The organism is Pseudomonas fluorescens, assembly GCF_018614775.1.
GTDB classification, from domain to species: domain Bacteria; phylum Pseudomonadota; class Gammaproteobacteria; order Pseudomonadales; family Pseudomonadaceae; genus Aquipseudomonas; species Aquipseudomonas fluorescens_BY.
On sequence record NZ_JAGGOF010000038.1, the window covers coordinates 55,861 to 82,151 of the forward strand.

Annotated in this window: 22 protein-coding genes and 2 pseudogenes; 5 read left to right on the forward strand and 19 right to left on the reverse strand. The window is 62.2% G+C overall.

Annotated elements, in window-relative coordinates:
* Position 1: 1 nt before the first annotated feature.
* From J7E36_RS10615 to J7E36_RS10660, 10 genes and pseudogenes are all read right to left on the reverse strand, one after another.
* On the reverse strand, positions 2–427 hold the full coding sequence (locus J7E36_RS10615; protein WP_215002578.1) for a DUF1810 domain-containing protein: 426 nt from the start codon (positions 425–427) through the stop codon (positions 2–4).
* A gap of 70 nt (positions 428–497) precedes the next feature.
* Positions 498–1,976, reverse strand: a complete 1,479-nt coding sequence (locus tag J7E36_RS10620; RefSeq protein WP_231286362.1) for a diguanylate cyclase domain-containing protein — start codon at positions 1,974–1,976, stop codon at positions 498–500.
* A gap of 306 nt (positions 1,977–2,282) precedes the next feature.
* Positions 2,283–2,879 (reverse strand): cytochrome c3 family protein, encoded by a 597-nt coding sequence (locus J7E36_RS10625; protein WP_215002582.1) that lies wholly within the window; start codon positions 2,877–2,879, stop codon positions 2,283–2,285.
* 9 nt (positions 2,880–2,888) lie between these two features.
* Positions 2,889–3,380 carry a nitrate reductase cytochrome c-type subunit gene (locus J7E36_RS10630; RefSeq protein WP_215002584.1) on the reverse strand — a complete coding sequence of 164 codons (492 nt, stop codon included), beginning with the start codon at positions 3,378–3,380 and terminating at the stop codon, positions 2,889–2,891.
* An 11-nt stretch (positions 3,381–3,391) separates the two neighbouring features.
* Complete coding sequence (napA, locus tag J7E36_RS10635) at positions 3,392–5,896, reverse strand: nitrate reductase catalytic subunit NapA (RefSeq protein WP_215002586.1); 2,505 nt, start codon at positions 5,894–5,896, stop codon at positions 3,392–3,394.
* Positions 5,893–6,153 (reverse strand): chaperone NapD, encoded by a 261-nt coding sequence (locus J7E36_RS10640; RefSeq protein WP_215002588.1) that lies wholly within the window; start codon positions 6,151–6,153, stop codon positions 5,893–5,895. Before J7E36_RS10640 ends, napA begins: the two co-directional genes overlap by 4 nt.
* Positions 6,154–6,189: 36 nt before the next feature.
* Positions 6,190–6,357, reverse strand: a complete 168-nt coding sequence (napE, locus tag J7E36_RS10645; RefSeq protein ID WP_215002590.1) for a periplasmic nitrate reductase, NapE protein — start codon at positions 6,355–6,357, stop codon at positions 6,190–6,192.
* A 127-nt stretch (positions 6,358–6,484) separates the two neighbouring features.
* Positions 6,485–6,781: a hypothetical protein gene (locus J7E36_RS10650; RefSeq protein ID WP_215002592.1), complete on the reverse strand. Its 297-nt coding sequence runs from the start codon at positions 6,779–6,781 to the stop codon at positions 6,485–6,487.
* 191 nt (positions 6,782–6,972) lie between these two features.
* Positions 6,973–7,740 (reverse strand): SDR family oxidoreductase, encoded by a 768-nt coding sequence (locus tag J7E36_RS10655; protein WP_215002594.1) that lies wholly within the window; start codon positions 7,738–7,740, stop codon positions 6,973–6,975.
* A pseudogene (locus J7E36_RS10660) lies at positions 7,733–8,301 on the reverse strand (SDR family NAD(P)-dependent oxidoreductase). Before J7E36_RS10660 ends, J7E36_RS10655 begins: the two are co-directional and overlap by 8 nt.
* 41 nt (positions 8,302–8,342) lie before the next feature.
* Between J7E36_RS10660 and J7E36_RS10665 the strand changes: the two are divergent.
* A pseudogene (locus J7E36_RS10665) lies at positions 8,343–8,900 on the forward strand (helix-turn-helix domain-containing protein); the annotation flags it as partial.
* Positions 8,901–9,013: 113 nt separating this feature from the next.
* Entirely contained in the window at positions 9,014–9,436 is a 423-nt protein-coding gene (hpaR, locus tag J7E36_RS10670; RefSeq protein WP_215002596.1) for a homoprotocatechuate degradation operon regulator HpaR, read from the forward strand.
* Here the strand turns inward: hpaR and J7E36_RS10675 are convergent, their stop codons facing one another.
* From J7E36_RS10675 to J7E36_RS10705, 7 genes are all read right to left on the reverse strand, one after another.
* Positions 9,437–10,219, reverse strand: coding sequence for a hypothetical protein (locus J7E36_RS10675; protein ID WP_231286363.1), 783 nt, complete (start codon positions 10,217–10,219; stop codon positions 9,437–9,439). It lies immediately after the preceding gene.
* Between the two features lie 180 nt (positions 10,220–10,399).
* Complete coding sequence (locus J7E36_RS10680; protein ID WP_215002600.1) at positions 10,400–12,946, reverse strand: bacteriophage N4 adsorption protein A; 2,547 nt, start codon at positions 12,944–12,946, stop codon at positions 10,400–10,402.
* Positions 12,943–15,057 carry a glycosyl transferase family protein gene (locus J7E36_RS10685; RefSeq protein ID WP_215002602.1) on the reverse strand — a complete coding sequence of 705 codons (2,115 nt, stop codon included), beginning with the start codon at positions 15,055–15,057 and terminating at the stop codon, positions 12,943–12,945. Before J7E36_RS10685 ends, J7E36_RS10680 begins: the two co-directional genes overlap by 4 nt.
* A 12-nt stretch (positions 15,058–15,069) precedes the next feature.
* Entirely contained in the window at positions 15,070–17,283 is a 2,214-nt protein-coding gene (locus J7E36_RS10690; RefSeq protein WP_215002604.1) for a hypothetical protein, read from the reverse strand.
* Between the two features lie 35 nt (positions 17,284–17,318).
* Positions 17,319–18,551: a non-hydrolyzing UDP-N-acetylglucosamine 2-epimerase gene (gene wecB / locus J7E36_RS10695; RefSeq protein WP_215002626.1), complete on the reverse strand. Its 1,233-nt coding sequence runs from the start codon at positions 18,549–18,551 to the stop codon at positions 17,319–17,321.
* Positions 18,552–19,192: 641 nt separating this feature from the next.
* Positions 19,193–19,984 (reverse strand): transporter substrate-binding domain-containing protein, encoded by a 792-nt coding sequence (locus tag J7E36_RS10700; RefSeq protein ID WP_215002606.1) that lies wholly within the window; start codon positions 19,982–19,984, stop codon positions 19,193–19,195.
* Between the two features lie 92 nt (positions 19,985–20,076).
* The gene (locus J7E36_RS10705) at positions 20,077–20,730 is read right to left on the reverse strand and encodes a TetR family transcriptional regulator (protein ID WP_215002608.1); all 654 of its coding nucleotides are present in this window, start codon (positions 20,728–20,730) and stop codon (positions 20,077–20,079) included.
* A gap of 142 nt (positions 20,731–20,872) precedes the next feature.
* Between J7E36_RS10705 and J7E36_RS10710 the strand changes: the two genes are divergently transcribed.
* On the forward strand, positions 20,873–22,102 hold the full coding sequence (locus tag J7E36_RS10710) for an arabinose transporter (protein WP_215002610.1): 1,230 nt from the start codon (positions 20,873–20,875) through the stop codon (positions 22,100–22,102).
* 57 nt (positions 22,103–22,159) lie between these two features.
* Positions 22,160–23,029, forward strand: coding sequence for an SDR family oxidoreductase (locus tag J7E36_RS10715; protein WP_215002612.1), 870 nt, complete (start codon positions 22,160–22,162; stop codon positions 23,027–23,029).
* Positions 23,030–23,053: 24 nt separating this feature from the next.
* On the opposite strand, the gene J7E36_RS10720 is transcribed toward J7E36_RS10715, so the two are convergent.
* Positions 23,054–23,686 carry a response regulator gene (locus J7E36_RS10720; RefSeq protein ID WP_215002614.1) on the reverse strand — a complete coding sequence of 211 codons (633 nt, stop codon included), beginning with the start codon at positions 23,684–23,686 and terminating at the stop codon, positions 23,054–23,056.
* 31 nt (positions 23,687–23,717) lie between these two features.
* Complete coding sequence (locus J7E36_RS10725) at positions 23,718–25,079, reverse strand: cache domain-containing protein (protein WP_215002616.1); 1,362 nt, start codon at positions 25,077–25,079, stop codon at positions 23,718–23,720.
* A 314-nt stretch (positions 25,080–25,393) separates the two neighbouring features.
* Here J7E36_RS10725 and J7E36_RS10730 point away from each other — a divergent pair.
* Positions 25,394–26,291 (forward strand): carbon starvation CstA family protein (locus tag J7E36_RS10730; RefSeq protein ID WP_285229300.1); only part of this gene is annotated, 898 nt, incomplete at its 3' end.

A 26,291-nucleotide genomic window follows, 5' to 3' on the forward strand; every position in this document is an offset into this window, starting at 1 on the left:
GTTAGATATCGTTGCTCTGCTTCTGAAGCATCTCCAGTGTTCGTAAATCGACACTCACCTTGCCTTCCGGCGCCCGTGCATACAAGGAGTCCGTTCCTGCAGCGATGGAAAACAGCGTCATGCACGACGCGAATTTCATCGCATCCAGCTCCCCCAGCAATTGCTGGATCGGCACTGGCGAATCCAGCACGGCGCGGGTCGCCTGCTCCAGGCGCGGTCCCAGGAGTGGATGCTGCAGATAATCGCGAGCCTCTTCAAGGTCTCGCAGGCCATAGTAGGCGGCGTTTTCACTGTGACCCAGGCCGCGTAGCTGGGGAAAGATGAACCATATCCAGTGGCTCTGCTTGCGTCCGTGCTCAAGTTCTCTCATGGCGGTTTCAAAGGTGGAGGCTTGAGCCTGGACGAAACGCTGCAGTGAATCAGTCATGGGATCGGCCTCCTCGGCAGGCAAGTTAGTCCCAGTCAGTTAAGCGGATCCCAGCAGAACACACAAACCCTTACAGCCTCTGGGTCTCAGCCTCAACGCTTGCCATCGCAGCCCCCAACGTCTCATGAAATTTCGCCTGGGATTTACCCGCACGCTTGGCGCGATAAAGCGCTTCGTCAGCCTGGGCCAACGCTTCGGCAAACGCGCCACCGGCCCACAATGCCCCGCCGATGCTGCAGCCGATCTGGATTGACTCCCCGGCCAGCACGACCGGTTCGGCCAGCTTGGCGACGATGCGTTGGGCGGCGCCTTGTACGTTGGTCAGGGACTCTCCCGTACGCAGGCGCAGCAGAAGCACGAACTCATCGCCGCCGTGGCGCACGGCAATGTCGCCTTCACGCACCGCCATCAGGAGCCGATTGCCGACTTCATGCAGCAGCGCGTCGCCCACGGCATGGCCGAAGCGGTCGTTGACGGGCTTGAACCCGTCAAGGTCCAGGCACAGGACGCCGAAATCGGATTGGCTGCCGCTTTCGCTGGCCACTGCCGCGACGTATTGATCCAGCGCCGCCCTGTTGGGCAACCCGGTGACGATATCGCGGTAGGCAATGCCTTCGACCACGGCCAGTTGGCTTCTTTTGCGGGTCAGGCTGTCGACGAGATGGCGAATCGCGAGACTCAGCGTTTCGACCTCGCGGCTGCCCTGGAGCAAGGGGATGCGTACGTCAGCCCCTTCGGAAAGGCGGGCGGCAGCGTCGGCGATCTGGTTCACGGGGCCGGTAATGATGCCCGCCACAAACCAGCCGAGCAGCGCAAATACGATGGAGAAGACGCTGCCCCAGACCAGTATTTCATTGCGCAGCTGGTGAGCTTCGGCGAAGGCCAGCTCGGCAGGTTGTCGGGTGATGATCGTCCAGCCCAGGCCAGGATAATCGTCAATGCCGACGCTTTGGGCAAAGCCGGCCAGATACAGCTTACCGTCCTGCCAGCGCTCCACCGACCAGTTTTGCCCGATGCCCTGATCGAGCCTGATGCCCAGGGGTTTGCCGATCATTTCCTTGGGGCCCAGCAGCACCGTGCCGTCCTTGCTGACCACCAGGAATTCCAGGCCAGGCAGGCGCTTCTGCAGGGGCTCGAACAAGGACCGGCCAATTTCGGCCGCCCATTTCCACGAAAGGTGCGTGGCGAGCACGCCCACGAGATGGCCGGTCTGGTCCCGGACCGGCATGCTGATATCGACAAACGTCATCGCTTCGCCGGAGGGGTTGGGCAGCAACTTCGCCAACATCACCGCGTCGTGCACGTCGCCGATAAAGGTCGTTTCCTGGGCCTGGGTAAAGACCGGCCGCGGCGAGATGTCTGCGCCTTCAAGCACTCCGTCGGTGGCGGCAACCACCGTGCCGCGCGCGTTAGTCAGGCCAATCCAGGAGTAGCTCGGGAACTGATCGCTGAGGTGATTGAGCAGCGCTTGGGCTTCGGCTGTCTCCGCCGGGTCGCGCAAGGCTTCCAGCTGACTAAGGACCGTGAGTTCCTTTGACCGGCTATTCATGTCCCGATCCAGGCGATCAATCATCGAGTACGCAAACTCACTCAACTGGAGCCCGTTGTGTTCCTTGAGCCTGGAGATGGAGGACTCACCAATGGCAGCGCCAAACAGACAGCTGAGCACCAGCACGACCGACGCCAAAGCGACTGCGAATCGCGCCCGTAAACTTTTAAAGGAAGAGAAATACATCGTAGGCCGCCATAGGTTTGAATCGTAAAGCCTGTGTCCCTGGCGTTTTTTGCTTATCGTCGCAGAATTCCTCGGTATAGGGTACTGGCTCCCGGGCAGGATTTGCGCATCTTTTGATGCCTACCAGCCCTTGACGCCGCTCATGTCCGGCAGTTTGTGGGCAATGCCTTTATGGCAGTCGATACAGGTCGCTTCACCGTTGGCCAGTGAGGTCGAGTGCATGGCGGCTGCACGCTTGCCCTGACGGGTGAAGTCCATGTACTCGAAGTTGTGGCAGTTGCGGCATTCGCGCGAATCGTTGGCCTTGAGCCTGTCCCATTCGTGTTCGGCCAGTTCACGGCGCATGGCGAGGAATTTGTCGCGGGTATCGATGGTGCCGAAAAGCTTGCCCCAGACCTCCTTCGACGCCTGCATCTTGCGCGCGATCTTATGGGTCCATTCGTGGGGGACGTGGCAGTCCGGGCAACTGGCGCGCACGCCGGAGCGGTTGGTGTAATGGATCGTGTCCTTGAGTTCGACGAAGACGTTGTCGCGCATCTCATGGCACGACACGCAGAACGTTTCGGTGTTGGTCGCCTCCAGCGCAGTGTTGAAACCGCCCCAGAAGATGATCCCGGCGATAAAGCCCCCGAGCGTCAGGAAGCCCAGGCTGTAGTAGAGGCTTGGACGACGCAGGACACCCCAGTAGTCCTTGAGCAGGGCGAACAGTGCTTTCATGTTGCCTCCTCAGGGCCTCTTGCGCGCCGCCGCATTGGCGTCGTCTTGCAGGATTCTGTCGATGTTCTCGAACGTGCTTTCCACCAGCGGCTTGGCGTCGGTCTGCGGCACATGGCACTGGTTACAGAAGTAACGGCGCGGCGCCACGGCGGCCAGCGCCTGGCCGTCACGGTCCATGTAGTGGGTGATGCTGATCATCGTCGCCTGGGTCCGCGCGCTGTTGGCGCGGCTGTGACAGGCCAGGCATTTATTGCCGTTCTTGTCGATCTGGTAGCCACGGATGGTGTGAGGAATGGTCGGCGGCTGGTCGGGGTAATTGCGCTCGCGCTTGAGGTCCTTGTTTTCTTCCTCGGCAATGGGCGGCGCAGGCCGGTTCTGGGTCAGGACGCCCCCGGGACGGCGCCCGTCTGGCGCCGGTGCATCGAGCGGGTAGTCGACTTCGGCGGCGATCGCGACGCCAAGGGCTGCGAGCAGCAGCAACGGCAAGATTCGAAAAAACATGACGGTTCTCCTCAGGCCACGCTGATCAACTCGATGCGTATCGCGCATTTCTTGTAGTCGGTCTGCTTGGAGATCGGGTCGGTGGCGTCGAGCGTGACCTTGTTGATCAGCTTGTTGGCATCGAAAAACGGCACGAAGACCAGCCCTTGGGGCGGTTTGTTGCGGCCGCGGGTTTCGATGCGGGCACGGATTTCCCCGCGTCGACTGATCAGTTTCACTTCGCTGCCGCGCCGTGCCTTCAAGGCCTTGGCGTCATCGGGGTGCATGTAGACCAGCGCATCGGGCACGGCTTTGTGCAGCTCCTCGACACGCTGGGTCATGCTGCCGGTGTGCCAATGTTCGAGGACGCGGCCGGTGGACAGCCAGAACGGGTAGTCAGCGTCCGGGGCTTCGGCGGGTGGCTCATAGGGCAGGGCGAAGATGATCGCCTTCTTGTCCGGGTAACCGTAGAACTGCACCTCGCTGCCTTTCTCCACGTAAGGGTCGAGGCCCTCGCGATAGCGCCAGCGGGTCTCATTGCCCTCGACCACCGGCCAGCGCAGGCCGCGTTCGCTGTGGTAGCGCTCGAACGTGGCGAGGTCGTGGCCGTGGCCGCGACCGAATTGGGCGTACTCTTCGAACAGGCCTTTTTGCGGATAGAACCCGAAAGCCTTGGCTTCATCGTTCTTGTAGCCGGCGTCTATCTGATCGACAGGGAACTGGTCGACCTGGCCATTTCTGAACAGCACGTCAAAGAGCGTCTTGCCCTTGTGCTCAGGCGCCTGGGCGAGCAGCTCGGCGGGCCAGGTTTCATCGGTGGTGAAGCGCTTGGAAAATTCCATCAGTTGCCACAGGTCCGACCGGGCGTCGCCCGGCGCGGTCACCAGTTGATGCCAGAACTGCGTGCGCCGTTCGGCGTTGCCGAAGGCGCCTTCCTTTTCCACCCACATGGCGCTCGGCAGGATCAGGTCAGCGGCCTGGGCGGAAACGGTCGGGTAGACATCGGAGACGATCATGAAATTATCCGGGTTGCGCCAGCCCGGCAGGACTTCCTGCATGATGTTCGGCCCGGCCTGCATGTTGTTGCTGGCCTGGGTCCAGCAGACATTGAGCACGCTGTCCTTGAGCATGCGGCTCTGCTCGACCGCATGGAAACCGGGTTTTTCCTGGATCGTGCCGGTCGGCAGCTTCCAGATTTTCTCGGCGGTGGCGCGGTGCTCGGGGTTCGCCACGAGCATGTCGGCGGGCAGGCGATGGGAGAACGTGCCGACCTCCCGTGCGGTACCGCAGGCTGACGGCTGGCCCGTCAGCGAGAAGGGGCTGTTGCCCGGTTCGCTGATCTTGCCGGTGAGCAGGTGGATGTTATAGATCAGGTTATTGGCCCAGACGCCGCGGGTGTGCTGGTTGAACCCCATGGTCCAGAACGAGACGACCTTGCGCTTGGGGTCGGCGTACAGTTCGGCCAGGCTTTTCAGCCGCTCGGCGGGCACGCCTGTTTCCTTGGCGGTGCGCTCCAGGGTGTAGGGTTTGACGAAGGCGGCGTACTGCTCGAACGAGATATCCGTCCAGGTATTGGCCTTGGCAGCATTGGCGGCGTTCTTTTCCCGTGGATCGTCGGGGCGCAGGCCATAGCCGATGTCGTCCGCGCCTTTGGCGAAGCGGGTGTGCTTGCTGATGAAGTCCTGGTTGACCGCACCGCTTTCGATGATGTGGTTGGCGATGTAGTTGAGGATCAGCAGGTCGGTTTGCGGCTTGAACACCATGGGGATGTCGGCGAGTTCGAAACTGCGGTGCTCGAAGGTGGACAACACCGCCACTTTCACATTCGGCTGGCTGAGGCGCCGGTCGGTGACCCGGCTCCACAGCACCGGGTGCATCTCGGCCATGTTCGAGCCCCAGAGTACGAAGGCGTCGGTGGCTTCGATGTCGTCGTAGCAACCCATCGGCTCGTCCGCGCCAAACGTGCGCATGAAGCCCATCACCGCCGAGGCCATGCAATGACGGGCATTGGGGTCGATGTTGTTGGAGCGAAAGCCGGCCTTCATCAATTTGTTGGCGGCGTAGCCTTCCCATACTGTCCATTGTCCGGACCCGAACATGCCAACCGACCCGGGACCTTTGGCCTTCAAGGCTTGCTTGAATTTCGCCTCCATGATGTCGAAGGCTTTCTCCCAACTGATCGGCTGGAATTCGCCCTGCTTGTCGTACTGACCGTTTTTCATGCGCAGCAACGGTTGGGTCAGGCGGTCGGCGCCGTACATGATTTTCGACAGGAAATAGCCCTTGACGCAGTTCAACCCGCGATTGACCTCGGCCTTGACGTCGCCATGGGTAGCGACCACGCGGTTGCCACGGGTCGCGACCATGACGCTGCAGCCGGTGCCGCAGAAGCGGCAGGGCGCCTTGTTCCAGTCCAGGGTGACCATGTCGGCTTCGGTTATCAGGTTGCTGGCGGACGTCACGATCGGCAGGCCGGCCGCGGCGGCGGCAATGGCGGCGGCCTGGGACTTGACGAATTCTCGGCGGGTCAGGCTCATTCGGTATCTCCTTCGGGCTCGAGGCGTTCGTGATAGATCAGCGCAGCGTTAAGCACGCCGGGCAGGTTGTTGATCTGTTCGATGCGCTGAAGAATCCGGTTTTCATCCACGGCTTCCAGCACCACCACCAGTTTTCCGGCAGGACTCTGCTGATGAATTTCCAGGCCATCCAACAGGCACAGGTTCGCCTTGACTGCATCGAGCAGCGACGGTCGGGCGAGTACGACAAGACTGGCAATGTGCAGGGCTTCGTCCATGAACGGGCTCCATAGCCTTTAAGAAAAAGCCATCCGTCAGTTGGGGGGACCGGGCGGGCCGTACAGCATCTGGAAAAACCAGACGAGAAAACCGTAGCCGCCTACGATGGCGACTGAGAGCAGGGGAAACAGGCAGACCACAAGAAAAACGAATAGCCGGGTTTCCTTGCGGCGTTCAGGTTTGCGTTCCTCAGCCAACGACATGGTGTATCTCCAGCTGAACCTGCGTTGATACTAGACCATGAAGTTTGTGTGGTTTATTGGGCGGGTCCTGTCCCGACCAACGGTTGTCCCGACTAGAAGAACTGCCGTGTCTTGGCGAAGTTCAGCTTCAAACCGTGGTCTTGCCACAGACGAGATATTTGATCTGGCGATCGAATCTGTCTTCGGGATTCTCGTAGGCTTCGAGCACTTGCAGGAACCCGATCTGTTCAAGGGCCGCCAGGTCCTCAAGGGACCATCCGAAGGGGAAGTCGCTGGAAACGCATTCGCCTTGGCACTCTACCCAGTGATAGACCCCGAATGGGATGTAGCCGGTCCACTCTGACTGATAGTCGATGGTGTCGGATTTGCGGGTGGCCACTGCGGCTTCGATCCTGGCTTTGATGACTTGTTGGCATTCATTCACGGCGGGAACCTGGCAGCGTTTTGCGGGAAGCAAAGTCTGCGGGAGGGTTTGGTTTTGGACAACATCCAATCTCCCTGTGACAGATGGATCGCCATCGCGAGCAGGCTCGCACACAGGGGGAATGCGTTTCAAATGTGGGAGCGAGCCTGCTCGCGATGGCGGTGGTGCTGCCACCACGCAACGGGCCTCTCTCAAACCTCCGGCAGGGTCGAGCCGCCGTCCACTACCAGGGTTTGCCCGGTCACATAAGCGGCCAGGTCCGAGGCCAGGTACAACATGGCGCCAGCGATGTCGGTCGGTTTGCCCAGTCGCCCTAAAGGGACCCGCCGGGCGATGTCCTGGTTGAGGTCATCATCGCCGAGGTTGGCCATGGCCGGTGTCGCGATCATGCCCGGTTCGACGCCGTTGACGCGGACATTCTCAGCGGCTAACTCCAGTGCCGCGTTACGAATGAAGCCATTGACCCCGGCCTTGGACGCGGCGTAATGGCTGAGCCCTGGATACGCCACCCGCGGGCCGGTGACCGATGACGTCACCAGCACGCAGCCCTGGCCCCGGCGCCGGAACATCGGCAGCGCCGCCTGGGTCAGCCAGAACAGCGCCGACAGGTTCACCGCCAGCGTTCGCTCCAGTATCGCCGGTGTGATCTGCGCAAAAGGCGTCAGCGGAAAGTAGCCGGCGTTGTGCACCAGCACATCCAGCCGTCCCCGGCGTTGCTCCAACTCGGCCGTCATCGCGGCGATCGCCGTGGCGTCAGCGAGGTCGACGCCCACCGCTTCCACTTGATAACCGTCGGCAGTCAACTCACCGGCAAGTGCCTCGGCCCGCGCCAAGCCCATGTCGGCAATCACCACATGGGCCCCGTGCCAGGCGAAGGCTTCGACGATGGCGCGGCCAATGCCTTGGGCGCCGCCGGTCACCAGCACCGTTTTACCGCTGAAATCCAGATCATCACGCATGGGATGTCTCCATTCGACAGAAGGCCAGGGTCGGCACGTCGACGATGCTGGAACCGCCGTCGGCCACCAGCGTCGCGCCGGTGATGATCGACGCGTCCCTGGAGGCCAGGAAGCGACAGACCTGGGCGATTTCCTCGGCGCTGGCCGGTCGGCGCAACGGCACATCGGCGCAGACCCGGTCATAGGCCTGCTGCAGTGTTTCGCCATGAAACTGCATCAGCACCTGCATCTCCTCATCCGCCATCGGCGTACGCACCCAGCCGGGGCAGACGGCGTTGACCCGTACGCCTTTGGGACCGTAGTCCCGCGCCAGGGAGCGGTTCAGACCCAACAGCGCGTGCTTGGCAGTGGTGTAGCCGCAGACCTCGGGCCCCGCCGCCAATGACGCGCCGCATCGCCCACCAGCACCAGGCCACCGATTTCCCCGGCCAGTTGCTCCAGGGGCTCGCGGCGTCGGCCGATCAAGACCAGGTGGGCGCCCTCGGCGGCATGCAAGCGGGCGCAGGCGGCGCCGATGCCGGTGCCTGCGCCGGTAATCATCACGGCGCGAGATTCAGGCATCGGGATACTCCGTGCGGTTGAGGACCTGGCAGTAGGAGCTGCCAGCCGGTATGCAACTGCCCGCAGCCTGTGTGGCGCTGGCGCAACTGGGGCCGGAGCAGGCCGGGGAAGTGCAGCGGCTGGAATACCTGTTCGAGGAAGTGAGCGAGGAGGTGACAGCCGGGCGACCGGGGCGCAGCGTGGCGCTGGACGGTTTGACGCGGTTGATCATGATCAGCCTGCTGCGGCTGTGCTCCAATTCCCTGGAGGCCAGGCCGGCGCGGCATGAAGACCTGAAGATCTTTCACCGTTTCAACGAGCTGATCGAAGCCCACTATTTGCAACACTGGCCGCTGTCGCGTTACGCCGAAGGGATCGGGGTGACCGAAGCGCGCCTCAACGACGTGTGCCGACGCATCGCCGACCTGCCTTCCAAGCGGCTGATCATGGAGCGGCTGATGCAGGAGGCCAAGCGCCTGCTGTTGTTTACCGGCAGCTCGGCCAATGAAATCTGCTACCAGCTCGGGTTCAAGGATCCGGCCTATTTCAGCCGGTTCTTCCAGCGTTATGCCCAGCTCACCCCGGGGGAGTATCGCCAGCGGCAGTCAGGGTTGCGCTGAGCGCTCGTTCTATTGAATACCTTTTGTGGCGAGGTCGACCAAGGGGCTGTGCTTGTTGCAGCGACTTGTCGGCGCCACTAAGCTGCCCACTCGTCCATCCAAGCAGTCCGAACATGGCCAACCCCAGACCCTCGCTGACGCTGACCCTGTTGCAAGCCCGCGAAGCCGCCATGGCTTTTTTCCGCCCCGCGTTGAACCAGCACGACCTGACCGAGCAGCAATGGCGGGTGATCCGCATCCTGCATCAGCAGGGTGAATTGGAAAGCCACCAGCTCGCCCAGCAGGCCTGCATCCTCAAGCCGAGCATGACCGGCGTGCTCAGCCGCCTTGAGCGCGATGGCCTGGTGCGCAGACAGAAATCCAGCCAGGACCAGCGTCGGGTATTCGTTAGCCTGACCGAACGCGGCCAGCAATGCTTCGTGTCGATGAGCGCAGGGATGGAGGGCAACTACCGGCGGATCGAAGCGCAGTTCGGCGAGGAAAAAATGCAGCAACTGCTGGTGCTGCTCAATGAGCTGAAAAACATCAAGCCCTGATCAAGGGTTGGCGAGGGTTTGCTTCAGCGCGTCCACCAACGCAGGCGTCATGTAATGCGGCCCGTCGAACAGGTAGAGCGGATAACCTTCATAGGCCGCCAGTTGCGGCTTGAGTTCGGCGACGGTGGCTGAGCGAAAGCCCCCGCCGTACTTGGGACGAAAGGCCTCGACGATGATCCGCACGCGGTGCTTGCCCAGGCGATCACGCAGGGCGTCGGCGTAGTGTCGAGCGACCGGCGCCGTGCGGGCGTAGACGCCGACCCCATCCTGGAAAAACACGCCAATGTCGTCCGGCAGCCATTGCTTGAGCCAGTCGGCGGTGGCGGCCGGACCGATATTGGCGCCGTCGTAGACACTGATCCAGAGCGGGCGTGGCAGCTTGGCCAGCAAGGCGGGTAGCTCTGTGGCACGGGACCAACTGGGGTCGACTTCGGCGGGAAAGTACCAACCGGTGACATGCAGCGGCGTTGGCAAGCCTGCAATGCGCTCCGACACCGCGGCCAATTGCTCGATATTATCCCGCGAGCGGTTTTCGCTGAAATAGCCGGCCAGGCCCAGGATGACATCCTGGGCCCAAGGCGCTTTGGCGATGCGTGCCCAATCCGGCTGCACCGGGACGCTGGGCAACCCGGTACCGGGAACGAACGCCTGATCGTCCACCACCGTCCACTGCACCAGCAGCTCGTGCACCCCGAGTTTTTCCCAGGTGCCGTTGATGCCGATGGTGGGGTTGTCAGGCTGCCAGACGATGCCGACGATGTTCACAGGTGCTGTGGTGGTCATTATGCAATACGTCCCTGTACCGAGGCCGATGGCCGCCACCAGTAACAGCGCCGCGGCGATCTTGCGATTGACTGCATGGACGAAGCTTTTCAAACAAGCCCCTTTCCGGTGCAGTCTAGTCGCGGATCGGCCGGTCGAGACGCTTTTCGTAGCGATGAATCCCTTGTCACGTCAAGGCCCTCAATAGGAATAGGTCAGGCGGGCGAACACGCCTTTGGCGCGCTCCTCGCCAAACACCCTGGCCCGGTACTGCAGGGAAAGGTCCACGTAGGAGCGTGGGGCGTTGTAGGCATCTTCCCGGAACCAATACCGGACGTTGTTTCCTATCCCCAGGCCCCCGGCCTCGCCGGACGAAAAACCACCGTCGGATTCGCTCTTCATTTTCGAATCGTAGTCGATCGCCGCCACGATATGGGGGAAGGTCACCCAGCGCGAGCCGGTGCCGCCAATCGCATAGCTGCGTCCCACTTGCCATTCGCTGTTGAAGTAATCCCGCGAGTCGTTGATGTAATGGCCGACCTCGGCATACAACTGCGAGGTCCACCAACTCGGCGCATCGACCCGCAGATCGGTACCGATGCTCGAACCGTAGCCCAGGCGCGCCAGCCAGTCGCCGTCGACGTTGGAAGAGCCGAGAGGGAACGTGCGTTCAAGGGCGGCCATGACGTTGACGGTGCTGAACGGCTTGACCCGTACGCCGAGCGCCCCTTGCAAGGCATCCGCGCCCGTGTCCGAATCGCTGTTCTTGCTCCAGAGGGTGTCGGTGATGCGTCCGTAGAGTTCGACAAAGCGGGCATTGCGATAACCCAACGGACGCCAGGACAGCTCGGTGCTGTTTTGCAGCAAGTCGTTGCTTTGGCTCCCGCTTCCTCCAGTGCTCGGGGCGGCGCTCAGGCCACTGGAGCTGTTGCCTCGGTAGCTGGTGGTGCTGACCAGGCCCCAGGTGCGCGAGACGTCGGCCACGGCGCGGCGAGTGTCGAACATCGGCTGTGCGGGCATCGGCGACTCGGTGGTTTTCTGTCCGTCGATGACACGCTTGAAATACGCCACGGCTTCTTCGTCTTCATTGACACGCATGGCGTTGTAGGCCGCGTCCTGAGCCGCTGACGGGGCCAGTGGCGTGGTGGCGTCGGCCCTGCGGAACGCCTCGTGGGCCGCCTCGTCGTCGCCGGCCTGCATCGAGAGGTACGCGAGCTGCAGGTCACTGACCGAGGCCAGTTCGCCGCTGGTACGTGCTTCTTGCAGGCGCTCGCGGGCCGTGCGGCGCTGGCCGATCGCTGCATACAGCCCGGCCTCTTCGGACGCCGGCAGGGTGCCCAGCGCCAGGGCACGGGTAAAGTCTTCGCGGGCGCCGGCATCGTCACCGGTCTGCTGGCGCAGGCGTCCACGCATGACCAGCAGTCGGGCGTCATCACCTTGGGCTTGCAAACCTTGGCTGGCTGCCGAGATGGCTTCGGGCAGGCGTTTCTGGTCTATCAGGGCGCTGACCAGCAGGTGCCGGTAGGACGGATTCCGGGGCGCGCGGGCAATGGCCTGGTTCGTCAGGGTGACCGCGGTTGCCGGGTCTTTGCGCGCGAGGGCGGCGTAGGCCTGGGAGGCCAGGGCCGTGCCCGCATCATGGGCGCTGCCGGGCCAGATCGCACAGGTCAGGCCGAACTCGCTTTCCTGGCAATCCAGGGCCGGTGGCGCAAATGGGACGGCGGTGGCGACGCCGTTGTCTTTCTGGCGCAGCGCCATTCGGGCGGTGACCCGTCGACGAGTCACGTCATCACTGGCGTCGTTGCCCAGGGCTTGCAATTGATCCAGCGCTTGCTGAGGTTCGCCCCGGGCCAGCGCCGCGTCGACGGCAAAAAGGCGGATGTCTTGGCGCTCGCCGGACGTGACGCCAGGCAGGGCCAGGGCACGGCTCAGGTCGGCCTGGGCCATCTGCGTCTTGCCCTGTCGCTCGCGGGCATAGCTGCGCAGGACCCACGGTGCGGTCTTGCTGTCGTCCAGCGCCAGGGCGCTTGTAGCGGCCTGTTCGGCGGCGGGGTAATCCTTGGCCGCGAGCAGGGCGCTGATCAGCAACTGTTGGTTGGCGGAAGCGTCTGGAGCCCAGGCCACGGCTTTTCGGGCCTGTTCAACGGCAATGTCTGCATTGCCTTGCTCAAGGGCACGGTAACCCTGGGCCGCCACCGGCGCCGCCAGTTGACGGCGGATCGCCGCACGGCGCATCAACAATGCCTTGTCGTTGGCGAAGGCCCCCAGTGCATCGGTGGTGGCCTGATCGGCGGCGTCCAGTTGCTGCTGGCGCTGCAGGGAATCGATCAGCAGCAATCGGTATTCACGACGACGTGGCGCCTGGGCGATTGCCTTGCGGGCCGATTGGGCGGCGAGGTCGAACTGTTCGCGATCATAGGCCTTGAATCCCTGGGACGCGGCAGCGAAGCCCGGTGCCGGCGAGGCTGCGCGCGATGAGCGTGCTGTCTGCGGCTGGTCGCGCAGCTTCTTGTCCCGTTCGGCCAACTCGATCAGCGTGTTCAGGCGCGTCACGTCGGCGCGTTGGCGCAGCGCTTCGCGTGCCTTGGCGATGGCCAGGTCGTAGTCCTTGCGCTCGTAGGCGCTGTAGGCCTCGTTGGCTGCGGTGTAGGCCGGCCCCGTCAAGGGCAGCGGTAACGTCTCGGCTGGCGCCAGCACCGGAATCAGGCCCAGCCCCGTAGCCAGGAGAGTGAAAAGGGGGCGGTTCATGCCGGAAGCTCCATTGGGTAGAGGCTGTGCTGACGTGCCACCACCTGTTCAATCGTTTCCCGGGGCAGCACGCCGCTGTCGACCAGGTAATCGCCGATCCTGCCGTGATGCTGTGGACGATAGTGCAGCATGGCGCCGCTGAACTGACTGCGATCGAGCAGGCCCATTTCGATCAAGAGGTCGCCCAGCAGCGGTGCACGGGCATCTGGCACGGCACGGCCGTTGTTCGCAGGCAGCTGGCGCAACAGCGCGAGAATTTCACTTTCCCTGGCGATCAGTTGCACGGGCTCGCTGCCCAAAGCGGCGCTGATCTGTTGCAGTCCTTCAGCGGGAAGCGGGTTGGCGACGGCGATTTGTTCACGCCCTTCGCCATTGCGTCCCAGGAGGATGGCGCGCCAGCGCAACGCATACTCGCTGCCCAGTGACGACGTTGAGGTTTTAGCTTTCTCGGCCACGTCGAAGACGCGAGGCAAGTCGTTCTGGAACGCGATCGCTTCGGCCAACGTTTCGTCGTCCAGCCAGCCGTTATTGAGCAGAATCCGACCCAGCGGCACATTGCGCGACTGCTGTTCGTCCAGGGCGCTCTGCAGGTGGGTGTCGGTAATGGCCTGCCAGGACAGCAATACACTCCCCAGGCGGCGGGGGGCGGTGGCGACCAGGTCCGTGGACGGAAAGTCGTGCATGGTCTTGTCCCAGACCAGCTTGCGGTTCATCACCTTGCCCACCAGGAACATGCGCCAGGCCCGGGAAGCGGCCATGAAGTTGACGAAGTTGCCCACCAGCATGCGCGGGATCGACAGCAGGCCGTGTTGCCAGCCGTACAGTACCGTGGTGAAGTAAACGCGGTGCACGATCCGCCAGGCCAGCGCCACTCCGTTGGCCACCAGCAGGTACTTGATCACGCCGTTGCTTTCAAAAGGCGTCGGGAAGTTAACGTCCCACAAGCCGCTGTTGCGCAGGATGATCAGGCCCAGCAGTTGCACCAGGATCACATAGGCAATGATGCTGACGAACGCCGTCACCACACCCTTGCGGTCGCGAAACAGCAGGTATCGGTTGGCCAACGAGCCACTCCAGCCCATCTGTTCCCAGCCTTGCAGGCCGATGCCGAGGGTCCAGCGAGCCTTTTGTCGAAAGGCGGTGCGGAAGGTGTCGGGAAAGAACTCGCGCACGCACAGCGGCATTGTCAGCGTCGATTCGTAGGGTTTGCGGAACCAGGATTTGCGCAGCACCCGGAACTGCACCGGAAAGCGTACGAAGATCGCGTTCATGCCGACCTTGGCCAGTCGCGCGCCGACATCGTAGTCCTCGGTGAGGCTATCGGTGTTGAACGGCTGGTTTTCGGTTTCGCCGGCCAGGACTCGCAGGGCGCGATGGGAGAAACAGGTGCCGACACCGGCCGAGGGCACGGTGTCGGTCATGCTTTCACGCACCACCAGGTCCTTGCCGTGCCATTCGGCAAACTCGTCCATATAGACGCCCGCTACCCATTCGTACCAGTTGCGCTCCAGCGAGACCACCGGCAGCTGGATCATGTCCTTGCGCGGCAACAGGTAATTGAACAGGCGCAACTCCAGCGGATGCAGCACGTCCTCACTGTCGTGCAACACGACCCCGGCGAAGGTCATGCCATGGGTCTTTTCGTGCAGGAAAATCGCCTGGATCACCCAGTTCAGACAGTCAGCCTTGCAGGTCGGCCCGGCATGGGGCACCTCCACGCGATGCAGTTGCTTGTAGCGCCGGCGCATCCGCTCGACTTCATCGATGGTGCGCGGGTCGTTGACGTAGGTGCCGACGAAAACCACGTAGTTCTGGTAGTCGAGCGTCGACACCATGTTTTCGATCATCGGCGCGATGACGTCGTACTCCAGCCAGGCCGGCACCATGATTGCCAGAGGCTGTTCATCCCGCGCCAGGAGCTGCTCGGCGGTCAGCGGCCGGTATTTCCGGCCCACGGTGAATTTGCGGTACAGGCGACGAGCCCAGTACCACAGGTCAATGATCAGATCGTCCAGGCTGGAGATCAGGATCAATACCGCAACCACAATGGTCGAGATTTCCAGGTAGTTATAGTAGTGGGCCAGCCAATAGGGCCAATAGAGCGACGTCATCACAGGTTACCGTTACTGGCGATTGCGACGGGCGCTACGGCCGGCCAGCAACAAGATGAGGAACAAGGCAATGCCACCCGGGATCAGCCAAAGCAGTGAAGGTTTGCGCCAGGCCGCCAGCCCCTTGGGTTCTTCCCGGTCGATCAACTGGTTGCCGTTGGGATCCTGGGTATCGAAGATCGCCACCGCACCGCTGTCGCCCAGAATCGCCACATCGCCTCGGGTCAGCACAACCGGCTTGGCCAGGCTCGGGGGCTGCTCGCCCAGTGCCCGATAGACCAGGCCGTGCTGGCCGGAGGTCTGCACCACTTGCAATGAAGCCAGTTGGTTGAGGCGCTGCACATCCAGCATCACCTGGTCCTTGTGGTTGATCCGCAGATGCCCCTGCTCATCGACCTGGACCGATTCGTGGCTGTCCTTGAGTGGCAGCTCGAAGGCCAGGAAGGCTTTGTCCGGGCTGACGACCGCTTTTGGATCGGCGCTGACTTTCAGCTGCGCGCGCAGCGGCGAGACACCGGCGGCATCGGCCACCGCAATCACCTGGGTCAGGCTGCTGGCCGGGTGGTCAAGGTACGCCTGAGGAACGAGCACCTGCGTGTCCATGGCGAAGCGTGCGGCCATGCCGGGGAAACCGTCATCCAGCGAGGTCTTTTCCAGCACGACGTGACTGGTGGGCAGCACGGACACCGGAAACGCCTGGGGTGTTTCCAGGCACCGGTCGCTGACCGGCTGGCGCTGGAACGAAACGCGCAATACGTTTTTCGACCCCAAGGCGTAGCGGGGGATGTGAGCCTGGATCCGTTGCGGTTCGCCGTCGGTGCTCAGTTGCTGGGCTCCGATCAGGAAGTCATTGAAAAACAGCGAAGCCACCGGCGCGGTGTCAGAAGCGCCGGGTGCAGCGGAGATGTCGACCACCGCAGTAACGGGCAGGCGGCCGTCGTACGCCACGCTGCCCAGTGGGAACGAGGTGCTCCAGTCGAATCGCGATGCCACATCGAAGGTCCCGGGCGCACCGCCCAGCCGCGAAAGGGCCACACGGCCATCGTCGCTCAATGGCGTTTGTGCTTCGTTCACCGTCAATTGGCGGTTGCGCGCCAGTTTGTTCCATGCAGAACCCAGCAAGGACAAGGCTTTACCGGTTGCATCCGGGGCGATCATCAGCACCGGGCGAGTGCCGAGCAGCGCCAGACGCACGTTGTCAGGGCCGGTACTCACCATGGCCGCGTTGACGTGCTCGTTACGCCATTGGGTCAAGGCCGCGACCGCCGCAGTGTCGACGCCTTGGATTTGGCCCTGCAAGGCATCCAGGGACTGGTTGATGGCCTTGAGCAGTTCCGGGTCGTTGATTGCCAGGTCGGCCTGTACGTTCGCGGTCTGGCCAAGCATCAGCAACGCACCGATCTCGGCCGGGTTGGCCAGGGTGTGCTGACCTTTGCCATTGAGGCTGGCGAAGGCGGGAATACCAAGCAGTTCGGCAGGGATGTGCAGGTTGCTCAGGTCCACGCTGTCCTGCACGGCAGGGAAGGGCAGGATGTGGCTTTGCTTGCCGGTGCGCGCCAGGGCCACGCCCAATCGCCAGGCGGCATCGTAGCTGCCGGCGGACAGCGAGCCCGGCGCGACCAGGATGCCCGGACGGGTGGGCAGCGTCGCCCAGGCCGTGCCAACATCCTGCAGTTGCCCGGCGTCGTAGCTGTAGTTCAGGCGGGTGTCAGGCTGAATGCGCAACACATTGCCGATGATCCGTTCTTCTTCGCACAGCGGCCGGGAGACCTGCGAGGACCAGGCAATGCCCAGGCGCACCAGGCCGTTATCCCGCGGGGCCTGGTCTACGCCCAGTTTGACGCTGGCATCGCCCTGTGCCTCGCTGAGTCCTTCCGCGCGCACGGGGTAGCCATCGAGCGACAGCAGCAAGGTGTTGCGGCCGCCTTCGCCATTGAGATAGCTGGCGTCCAGTTGCAGTGTCGCATTGTTCAGGGGCACGCCGGCGGGTACAGGCAAATACAGTTCGCGTCGCGCGTCGCTGGCGCTCAGCAGGATCGGCGCAGTGATGCCCAGGTCCCGCAAGCGAACTTCACGTTCCTGGTGGGTATCGGCGTTAAGTCGATGAATGGCCTGGGTGAGCGGGCTATCCGCGGCCAGGGCAAAATTCGGCAGGAGCGTGAGCAGGCTCAGGCCACAGACAAGGGCGCTGAGCGCGCCCGTAGGGACGGCAACGGAAGACTTCATACAGGCAAATCTCGATCTGATAGGGGTGGGAGCAGTTATGAGGCGAGGTCGCAGAGCAACTCGCGCGGCTTGGACAGTGGCACGTGCACCGGTTGGTGAGACAACTGGGCCTGGCCTGCGACAAAGTCATCGACCGAGCGTCCCATCAGGGTGTCGACGATGCGCTGGCTGGCCTTGCCATCGCCATAGGGGTTGACCGCCTGAGAGGTCCGATGCCACAAGGCCTCGTCGTCGAACAGTGCGTTCACGCCAGCGATGATCGAGGCCGGAGAGGTGCCAACCAGGCGCACGGTACCTGCAGCCACGGCTTCGGGGCGCTCGGTGACGTCGCGCATCACCAGCACCGGCTTGCCGAGGGACGGCGCTTCTTCCTGCACACCACCTGAGTCTGTCAGGATGACGTGGGCGTGTTGCATCAGGCGCACGAACGCCAGGTAATCCAGGGGTTTGATCAAATGCACATTGGGCAGATCACCCAGTTGCTCGGTCACCGGCCCCAGCACGTTGGGATTGAGGTGCACCGGGTAGACGATCTGGATATCCGTGCGCCGGGCCAGGTCGCGCAAGGCCTTGCAGATATCAAGGAAGCCCTCGCCAAAGTTCTCCCGACGATGACCGGTCACCAGCAGCAGCCTGCGTCCGGTTTGCAGGAACGGGAACTGGTGGTCCAGTTCGCTGCGCAACGCGGCGTCGTCATTGATGCGCCGGGCAGTCAATTGCAGCGCGTCGATGACCGTATTGCCTGTCACCACGCAACGGCCTTGCAAGCGTTCGCCCAGCAGGTTATCGCGTGATTGTCCGGTAGGGGCAAACAGCAGGTCGGCGCTGAGGTCGATGCAGCGACGGTTCATTTCTTCCGGCCATGGGCTGTAGATATCACCCGTGCGCAGCCCGGCTTCCACATGACCGACGGGGATGCGCCGGTGAAAGGCGGCCATCGAAGCCACCATGGCCGAGGTGGTGTCGCCATGCACCAATACCCGGTCCGGCCGGGTCTGTTCAAGGACTGGGTCGATGGCGCTGTAGAGGGCGGCAGTCAGCGAGTTGAGCGTTTGATGTGGCGTCATCACGTCAAGGGTGAAATCGGCCTTGAGTTCGAACAGGTCCAAGACCTGTTTGAGCATGCTTTGATGCTGACCGGTGACGCAGATCAGCGACTCAATGCCCGGTTCGGCTGCGAGGGCTTTGACCAGCGGCGCCATCTTGATGGCTTCCGGACGGGTACCGAAGATCGAAAGGATCCTGCCCCTTGGGTTTTGCGTAGCGATGACAGTCTTCCTCGCGCAGCTTTCTGCGCCGCACAACTGCCCTCCAGGCACATTACATGACTGGGCGGGCAAGCGGTTAAAGTTGGATAATCCGAAGTCAGGCAGAGGCGGGCTTACAGGAGTCTGATGTAGCCGCACTTACGATCTACCCCGTCAAATTAATAGCATTAAATTTTTACTTCGCAAAGTTTTATTATTGTGAAGTATCAAAGATTGTATTTTCTAGGGGTTTTAGAGCGAAATAGGGTGCTGTTCTGGTGGCGTGCTAGTATCAGTAATTTGTTGATTTATAACTGTTTATTAAGATAAAAAATATCTATGTGAAGGCTATTTAATATTATATTAATGGCACTGTCGGTTTTCTGACGCTTGTCGTCAGAGTTTTTTTGGTAAGAGTAAGGGTGTCATCGGAGTGGCGCCTGTATATTGTCGAGGCGCTGGCATGGAGTTGCAGTGTGAGCTGCGAAGTTACAAAAGTGCGGAAAAGTTCAATTTAATTGAGTGTCTATCAAGTTGCTCATGTCGATGCGCGCCATGGCACTCACAAACAGCGTAGCTAGTTAATTAAGGAAGTTGTGCTGTACTTTCGCTCAAGCGGCTGGCGGGTGATGGAACCGCGAGCCGCTATCGGGTCAATCCATTCACTGAGCGTCGGGAACCGCCAACCACTGGCCGATCACCTTCTGATAGCTGCCGTTCGCCTTGCTCAGGTGCAGCCACTGATCGACGTACATTTTCCAGGAGATGTCATCCCGTGGCAGCAGGTAGGCCTTCTCACCGTATTGCAGGTAGTGGGTCGGGTTGACCGCACACAGGCCGGGCTTGAGTTTCTGTTGATAGAGCGCTTCCGACGCATCGGTGATCATCACGTCGGCTCTCTTGTCCAGCAGCTCCTGGAAAATGCTCACGTTGTCGTGGAAGGCGAGCTGGCCCTTGGGTACAAAGGCACGGACGAACGCTTCGTTGGTACCACCGGCCGGTTCCACCAGACGCACCGAAGGCTGGTTGATCTGCTCGAGGGTCTGGTAACGCGACTGGTCTTCGCAACGCACCAGCGGGATCTTGCCATCCACGTCCAGCGTATTGCTGAAGTAGGCTTTCTTCTGGCGTTCCAGGGTCACGGAAATCCCGCCCATGCCGATGTCGCACTTGCCCGCGAGCATGTCCGGCATCAGGGTCTTCCAGGTGGTCTGGACCCATTGCACCTTGACCCCCAGGCTCGTGGCCAGCGAGCGCGCCATGTCGATGTCGATCCCTTCGTACTCGCCGCTTTGCGCCTTGTAGGTATAGGGCTTGTAGTCGCCGGTGGTGCAGACCTTGAGTTCGCCGCGTTGCAGGACCTGGTCCAGCAGCGAAGGTGCCGGCTCGGCCAAGGCGCCGCAGGAGAGCGCCAGCAGGCCACAGAACGTCATCGTGTTTGTTAGGGTTTTCATAGGGATTGGACGTCTCGTAGCGAAGGGAAACAAGATCGGGGAGTGTAGTAAAAGCGTTGGCAGGCTGTCACTGGAGCATGGCTGACGAACTGTCAGAAGACAGCGGTCTGAAAGGGGCGTCGCTGCAAGCTTTCAAGGTAGGCGCAGAACATATCGGCCATGGCGTCGCTGTAGATGGCAATGTCCACGGGGGAGCGAGGCGCTGATGAAAAGTGCTTACCCACGGTACTGAGCGTGGTGATGACCAGGTCACCTGCCAGGGCCCGGGTTTGTGCCGGGGCGTCTGGCAATGCTTGCAGCATGAAAGCGTCCACCGACTGTTGCACCGACATCCGCGCGACATGGTGCTCGGGGGCGTCGCGGTAGAGCGGGGCGGCGTCGTTGAGGGCGCCGCGTATCTGGGCTTCATCACATTCGGACTGGATGAACGCCCGCACGAGGGTACGCAGCCGCTCGAAGGGTGGCTTGAGGTGGTCTTCAAGAATCTCGCGCAGCATGTCGCTGGTTTGCCGCCATTCACCACTTTGCAAACGGAACAGGATCGCGGCTTTGTTCGGGAAGTATTGATATACCGAGCCGACGCTGACCCCCGCTCGCTCGGCAACACGGGCCACCGTGAAGCGTGTCGCTCCTTGAGTCGCCAGAACCTGAACAGCGGCTTGCAAAACGGCTGCGACGAGCTCGGTGGAGCGTGCCTGTTTCGGCTGTTTACGCGAGGAAATCTGCGGGCTTGGGCGTTCGGACATGCAGGCGTGAACCTCGGTAGGGAATGCGAATAGGAAATGCGACGGATTATTCGTATCTTGAATGCGACGAATTGATCGCATTCTAGTCGTCGCCACAAACAGTATTCAACTTCACTTCGCGTCCCTTTCCGTGGGTAGGGTTATGACACAAGACAATATTCATCTTGGCGCTGCTTCAGCGCCTCAGGCAGCCGTCGAGGCCAATCCGGCACTCAAGCTGCTGCCGCTCACACTGACCGTATTCATCGGTTTCCTCACGATTGGCATGCAACTGCCGGTCTTGCCACTCCATCTGCATGACGCGCTGGGCATGGGCACGCTGGTGATTGGCCTGGTGGTCGGGGCACAGTTTGCCGCGGCGCTGTTGTCACGGGCCTGGGCCGGCAATTTTGCTGACATGCGCGGTGGTAAACGCGCGGTCATGACCGGGCTGGTGGCAACCGCGGTTTCAGGGCTGATCTATCTGCTTTCCCTGGCGTTCGTTGCCGCGCCTGTCACGTCGGTCTGGCTCTTGTCGGGCGGTCGAGTGCTGCTGGCCATTGGCGAAAGCCTCATTGTCACCGGTGCGTTGGGGTGGGGCATCGGCCTGGTGGGTGCGCAACATGCCGGCAAGGTCATGGCCTGGAATGGCATCGCCATGTACGGGGCCTACGCATTGGGTGCTCCGTTGGGCGTGGCGTTCAACAGCGCTTGGGGGTTCACCGGCATCGCCATGGCCTCGATGTTCATTCCGCTGCTGGCCCTGGCGGTTGTCGCGGGCGTGCGCGCTGTCGCCCCTACGGCGACCCGGCGTACACCGTTCTATACGATGCTCGGTGCTGTATGGGTTCCGGGCATGGGATTGGCGTTTTGCAGCGTCGGCTTTGGTGTCCTCACGGCGTTCATTGCCCTGTTGTTCGCGGCCAGGGATTGGGGCAACGCGTCCTTGGCGTTTACGGCGTTCGGTGTGGCTTTCATCGCTGCGCGCCTGCTTTTCGGGCACCTTCCGGACAAGATTGGCGGCGCCCGCGTCGCGCTGGTCTGCGTATTGATCGAAACCGTTGGGTTGCTGCTGATCTGGAGCGCCGACACCGCGACCATGGCTTATCTGGGCGCAGCTTTCACCGGTTTCGGATATTCCCTGGCGTTTCCCGGCTTCGGCGTGGAAGCGGTACGGCGTGCGCCACCGCAGGCGCGCGGCCTCGCCATGGGGGCCTACGTCGCGTTTCTTGATATTTCCCTGGGCATCACCAGTCCGCTGGCCGGTTTGTTGGCGAGTGGTTGGGGTATCGGTGCGGTTTACCTGGGCGGCGCCATTGCCGTTGGGCTGTCCTTCGGGGTGGCCCTGATGCTGCTGAGGGGACGGGAAGCACAAGTTCAATACAAATCCTGAGTCTTCGATGAGGTATAGAAGATTTTCGGTCTCGTTTTTTAGAACAGGAGTGTCGCTATGCACGTATTCGTTACCGGTGCCACGGGCTGGGTTGGGGCGTCCGTGGTACAGGATCTGATCGCCGCCGGGCATCGGGTCACCGGCCTGGCCCGATGCGAAGAAAAAGGCGCCACGCTGGCTGCAACAGGCGCGAAGGTGATTCCAGGCACTTTGGATGATCTCGAGATCTTGCACAACGCAGCCTCGGCGGCGGACGCGGTGATTCACACGGCGTTCAATCATGACTTCTCCCGATTTGGCGAAAATGCCCAGCAGGACCGCCGCGCCATTGAAACGTTGGGCGATGCGTTGCGAGGCTCCGACCGGCCGTTGCTGGTGACGTCGGGTCTGTTTGGATTGACGCGCGGCGCGAATGAACTGGAAGTGGTGAGCCCGGCCTCGCCCCGCAAGTCCGAAGCCGCCGCCCGGGACCTGGCCGAACGAGGGGTGCGCGTGGCGACGGTGCGGCTGGCGCCCTCGGTCCATGGCCTCGGCGACCATGGGTTCGTGCCGATTCTGATTCGCCTCGCCCGGGAACACGGCGTGTCGGCTTATCCGGGCGATGGCAGCCATTGCTGGTCGGGTGTGCATCGACAGGATGCCGCGCGGGTTTATCGGCTTGCCTTGGAGCAGGGCGTGACGCAATCGGTCTACCACGCCGTCGCTGACGAGGCCGTACCGTTCAAGGACATTGCCCAGGCGATCGGTCGTGGCCTGGGGTTGCAGGTCGAATCCCGGGAGCGCGAGCATTTCGGCTGGTTCGCCCACATGGCGGGGGCGAACATGGCGGTGTCCAGCGAATACACCCGTGCTTTGCTGGGCTGGACCCCTAGCGGCCCGGGGTTGTTGGATGATCTTGCGTTGCCGGGCTATTACCACGCCGATTGAACTGAATAACCTGTGGTGTGGGGGCTAGCGTGAAACGATCCCATGGTCGATGGCGTATTTCACCAGGGCCGCAGGCTTATCGATGTTGAGCTTGCGGCGGATGCTCAGGCGGTGGGTCTCGACGGTGCGCACGCTGATGTCCAGTTCGCGGGCCATTTCCTTGTTGTTCAGCCCCTCGACCATCTTGCGCAGGACCTGGCTTTCTCGCGGCGTAAGCTCGTTATCGGTGTTCGGGTCGGTGGCCAGGCGTCGGGCGATTTCGGCGCTGTAGAAGGTACCGCCGCCGATGATCGCTTCGATGGCCGCGATGATTTCCCGCGAGGGCGCATTCTTGAGCACGTAGCCGCTGGCGCCGCAGCGCACTGACTCGTTCACGTACTCGTGATTGTCGTACATGCTCAGGATGAGGATCTTCAGGCTGGGGTATTGCTTGCCCAGCAGTCGGGTCAGCTCAAGGCCGTTCATGTCCTTGAGGCTGATGTCCATCAGCAGCAGGTCCGGCTGGCAGCGACCGACCATTTCAATCGCTTGCGCGCCGTTCTCGGCTTCGCCCACCACGTCCAGGCCGGGCATGACGGACAGCAGGGCGCGGATGCCGTCACGCACCAGTGAGTGGTCATCGACCAGGGCGACGCGGATCGCCGGGGGCAGGCTCATCGGCAAGTGCTCCTGTTGAAGTGGGCGTGCATCAGCTTTCTGTTGCCGCCATGTTCATGGGCAGCAGGATGTCCAGTTCGCTGCGTCCCGGTACCGACGTCACCTCCAGCCGCCCACCGAAATGCTCGACCCGTTCGCGGATATTGCGCAGGCCGATGCCAGTGTGTCCGCGTTCGACCTGCGGCACGTTGAAGCCCATGCCGTCATCCACCACCGTCAGGCGCAGCGACTGGGCGGAACCGAACAGGCTGATGCCGACACTTTTCGCTCCGGCGTGGCGCTCGATATTGGTCAGGGCTTCCTGGGCGATGCGAAACAGCGAGACCGGCGCGCCGTTTTCCAGCCGACAGTCGAATTCATTGCTGCGGTAGGACACCTCCAGCCCGCTGCGCTGCTGGAACTCGGACGCGAGCTGACCGATGGCGGCGGGCAGGCCCAAGGTATCGAGCAGGGAGGAGCGCAGGTCGTGGGAGATGCTGCGGATCTCGCCGATGGCCTCGCCCAGCCGGTCCGTGGCGTTCTTGAGGATGCCCAAGCCGTTGTCCTGGCCGTTCTCCAGCACGTGGCTGGCCAGTTCGAACTGGAACTTGATCGACACCAGCAGTTGGCTGATGCCGTCGTGCAGCTCGCGCGACACCCGCGAGCGTTCTTCTTCCTGCAGACTGACGATGCGCTGGTTCAGGCGTTGCAGCTTTTTGTCGGCCAGGCGATGTTCGCTGACGTTGAGGGTCATGCCTCCGGCGAATACCAGCAGCACCGCGACCAACGCAATGGCGGCGATGGCCTGCATGGTGTTGTGGATGCCCTGGGCCACTTCAGCGCGGGCTTGCTGGGTGGCGCGCTCAACGTCCTCCAGGTAGATCCCGGTGCCGAGCATCCAGCCCCAGCGGTCCAGCATCACCACGTAGGCGAGTTTGTCGGTGACCTGGCCGGAGGAGGGCTTGTTCCAGGCGTAACGCTGGAAACCTTCGCCGGACTCGGCACTTTTGAGCAGCGCCTGGATGACCGGCAGGCCATGGGGGTCCTTCATGTCCCAGAGGTATTGCCCCACCAGATCCGCCTGACGCGCGTGCATCAGGCTGCGGCCCTGGCGGTCATAGACGAAAAAGTAGCCGTTGATGCCGAAACTCAGCTTGCGCAGCTCTTCCAGCACCTGTTGCTGCGCGTGTTCGTCGCCCTGGCCGTTGTTGTACAACGGGGCGATCAGGCTCTGCGCCATCTCGACATAGTTCTTCAACTCGGCGCGCTTGCTCGCCAGGATGCTGTCTTCGATCAGTTGTGCCTGTTGATCGCCCAACTGGCGGTTGAGCGAGATCACCAGGGCGCAGATCACAGCGATCGCCAGGACCAGCGGCAGAATCCCGAGGGCGACGATTTTGTGTTTGAGCAACATCGGGACTCCTGCAGGGCCTGACGGGGGAGGTGGATGGTCGGCATCATATGCCAAACACGGTAGCGCATAGGAGATAAAAACTGTGGGAGCGAGCCTGCTCGCGATGACGGTGCGTCAGTCGACATTGATGCCGGCTGAATCGACGTCATCGCGAGCAGGCTCGCTCCCACAGGGCCATTAGGCAGAAGGCATCTACGTAGTACTACGGATTTATTTATTGACGACGTGCAGGGATATTGGGCCGGCTCCGAAATAGCGGGGCACACTATAAAAACAATCGCCGCAGTCCACTGGACCTCGGCAGGAGACACGCAATGACAACCCGTCTGGTTAAACACCTCGCCTGGTTTGCCGTGGCTGTTCTGGGAGCCTGTGCGTTGAGTGTCGTGGCCTTGCGCCGCGGCGAACCCATCAACGCCCTCTGGATCGTCGTCGCAGCCGTGGCCATCTATCTGGTCGCCTACCGCTACTACAGCCTGTTCATCGCCAACAACGTGATGCAACTCGATGCGCGCCGGGCCACGCCCGCCGTGCTCAACAACGATGGCCTGGACTACGTCCCGACCAACAAGCACATCCTCTTCGGTCACCACTTCGCCGCCATTGCCGGCGCGGGGCCGCTGGTCGGGCCGGTGCTGGCCGCGCAAATGGGCTACCTGCCCGGCACGCTCTGGCTGATCGCCGGCGTGGTGCTGGCCGGCGCCGTGCAGGACTTCATGGTCCTGTTCCTGTCCACCCGCCGCAACGGCCGTTCGCTGGGCGACATGGTCCGCGAGGAAATGGGCCGCATCCCCGGCACCATCGCGCTGTTCGGCTGCTTCCTGATCATGATCATCATCCTCGCGGTGCTGGCGCTGATCGTGGTCAAGGCCCTGGCCGAGAGTCCGTGGGGGATCTTCACGGTGATGGCGACCATCCCGATCGCGATGTTCATGGGCATCTACATGCGCTACATCCGCCCGGGCCGCATCGGTGAAATCTCGCTGATCGGCGTGCTGTTGCTGCTGGGTTCGATCTGGCTGGGCGGGCAGATTGCCGCCGACCCGGTCTGGGCCAAGGCCTTCAGTTTCACCGGGATCCAGATCACCTGGATGCTGATCGGCTACGGTTTCGTCGCGGCGGTGTTGCCGGTGTGGCTGATCCTGGCGCCGCGGGACTACCTGTCAACGTTCCTCAAGATCGGCACCATCGTCGCCCTGGCGATCGGCATCC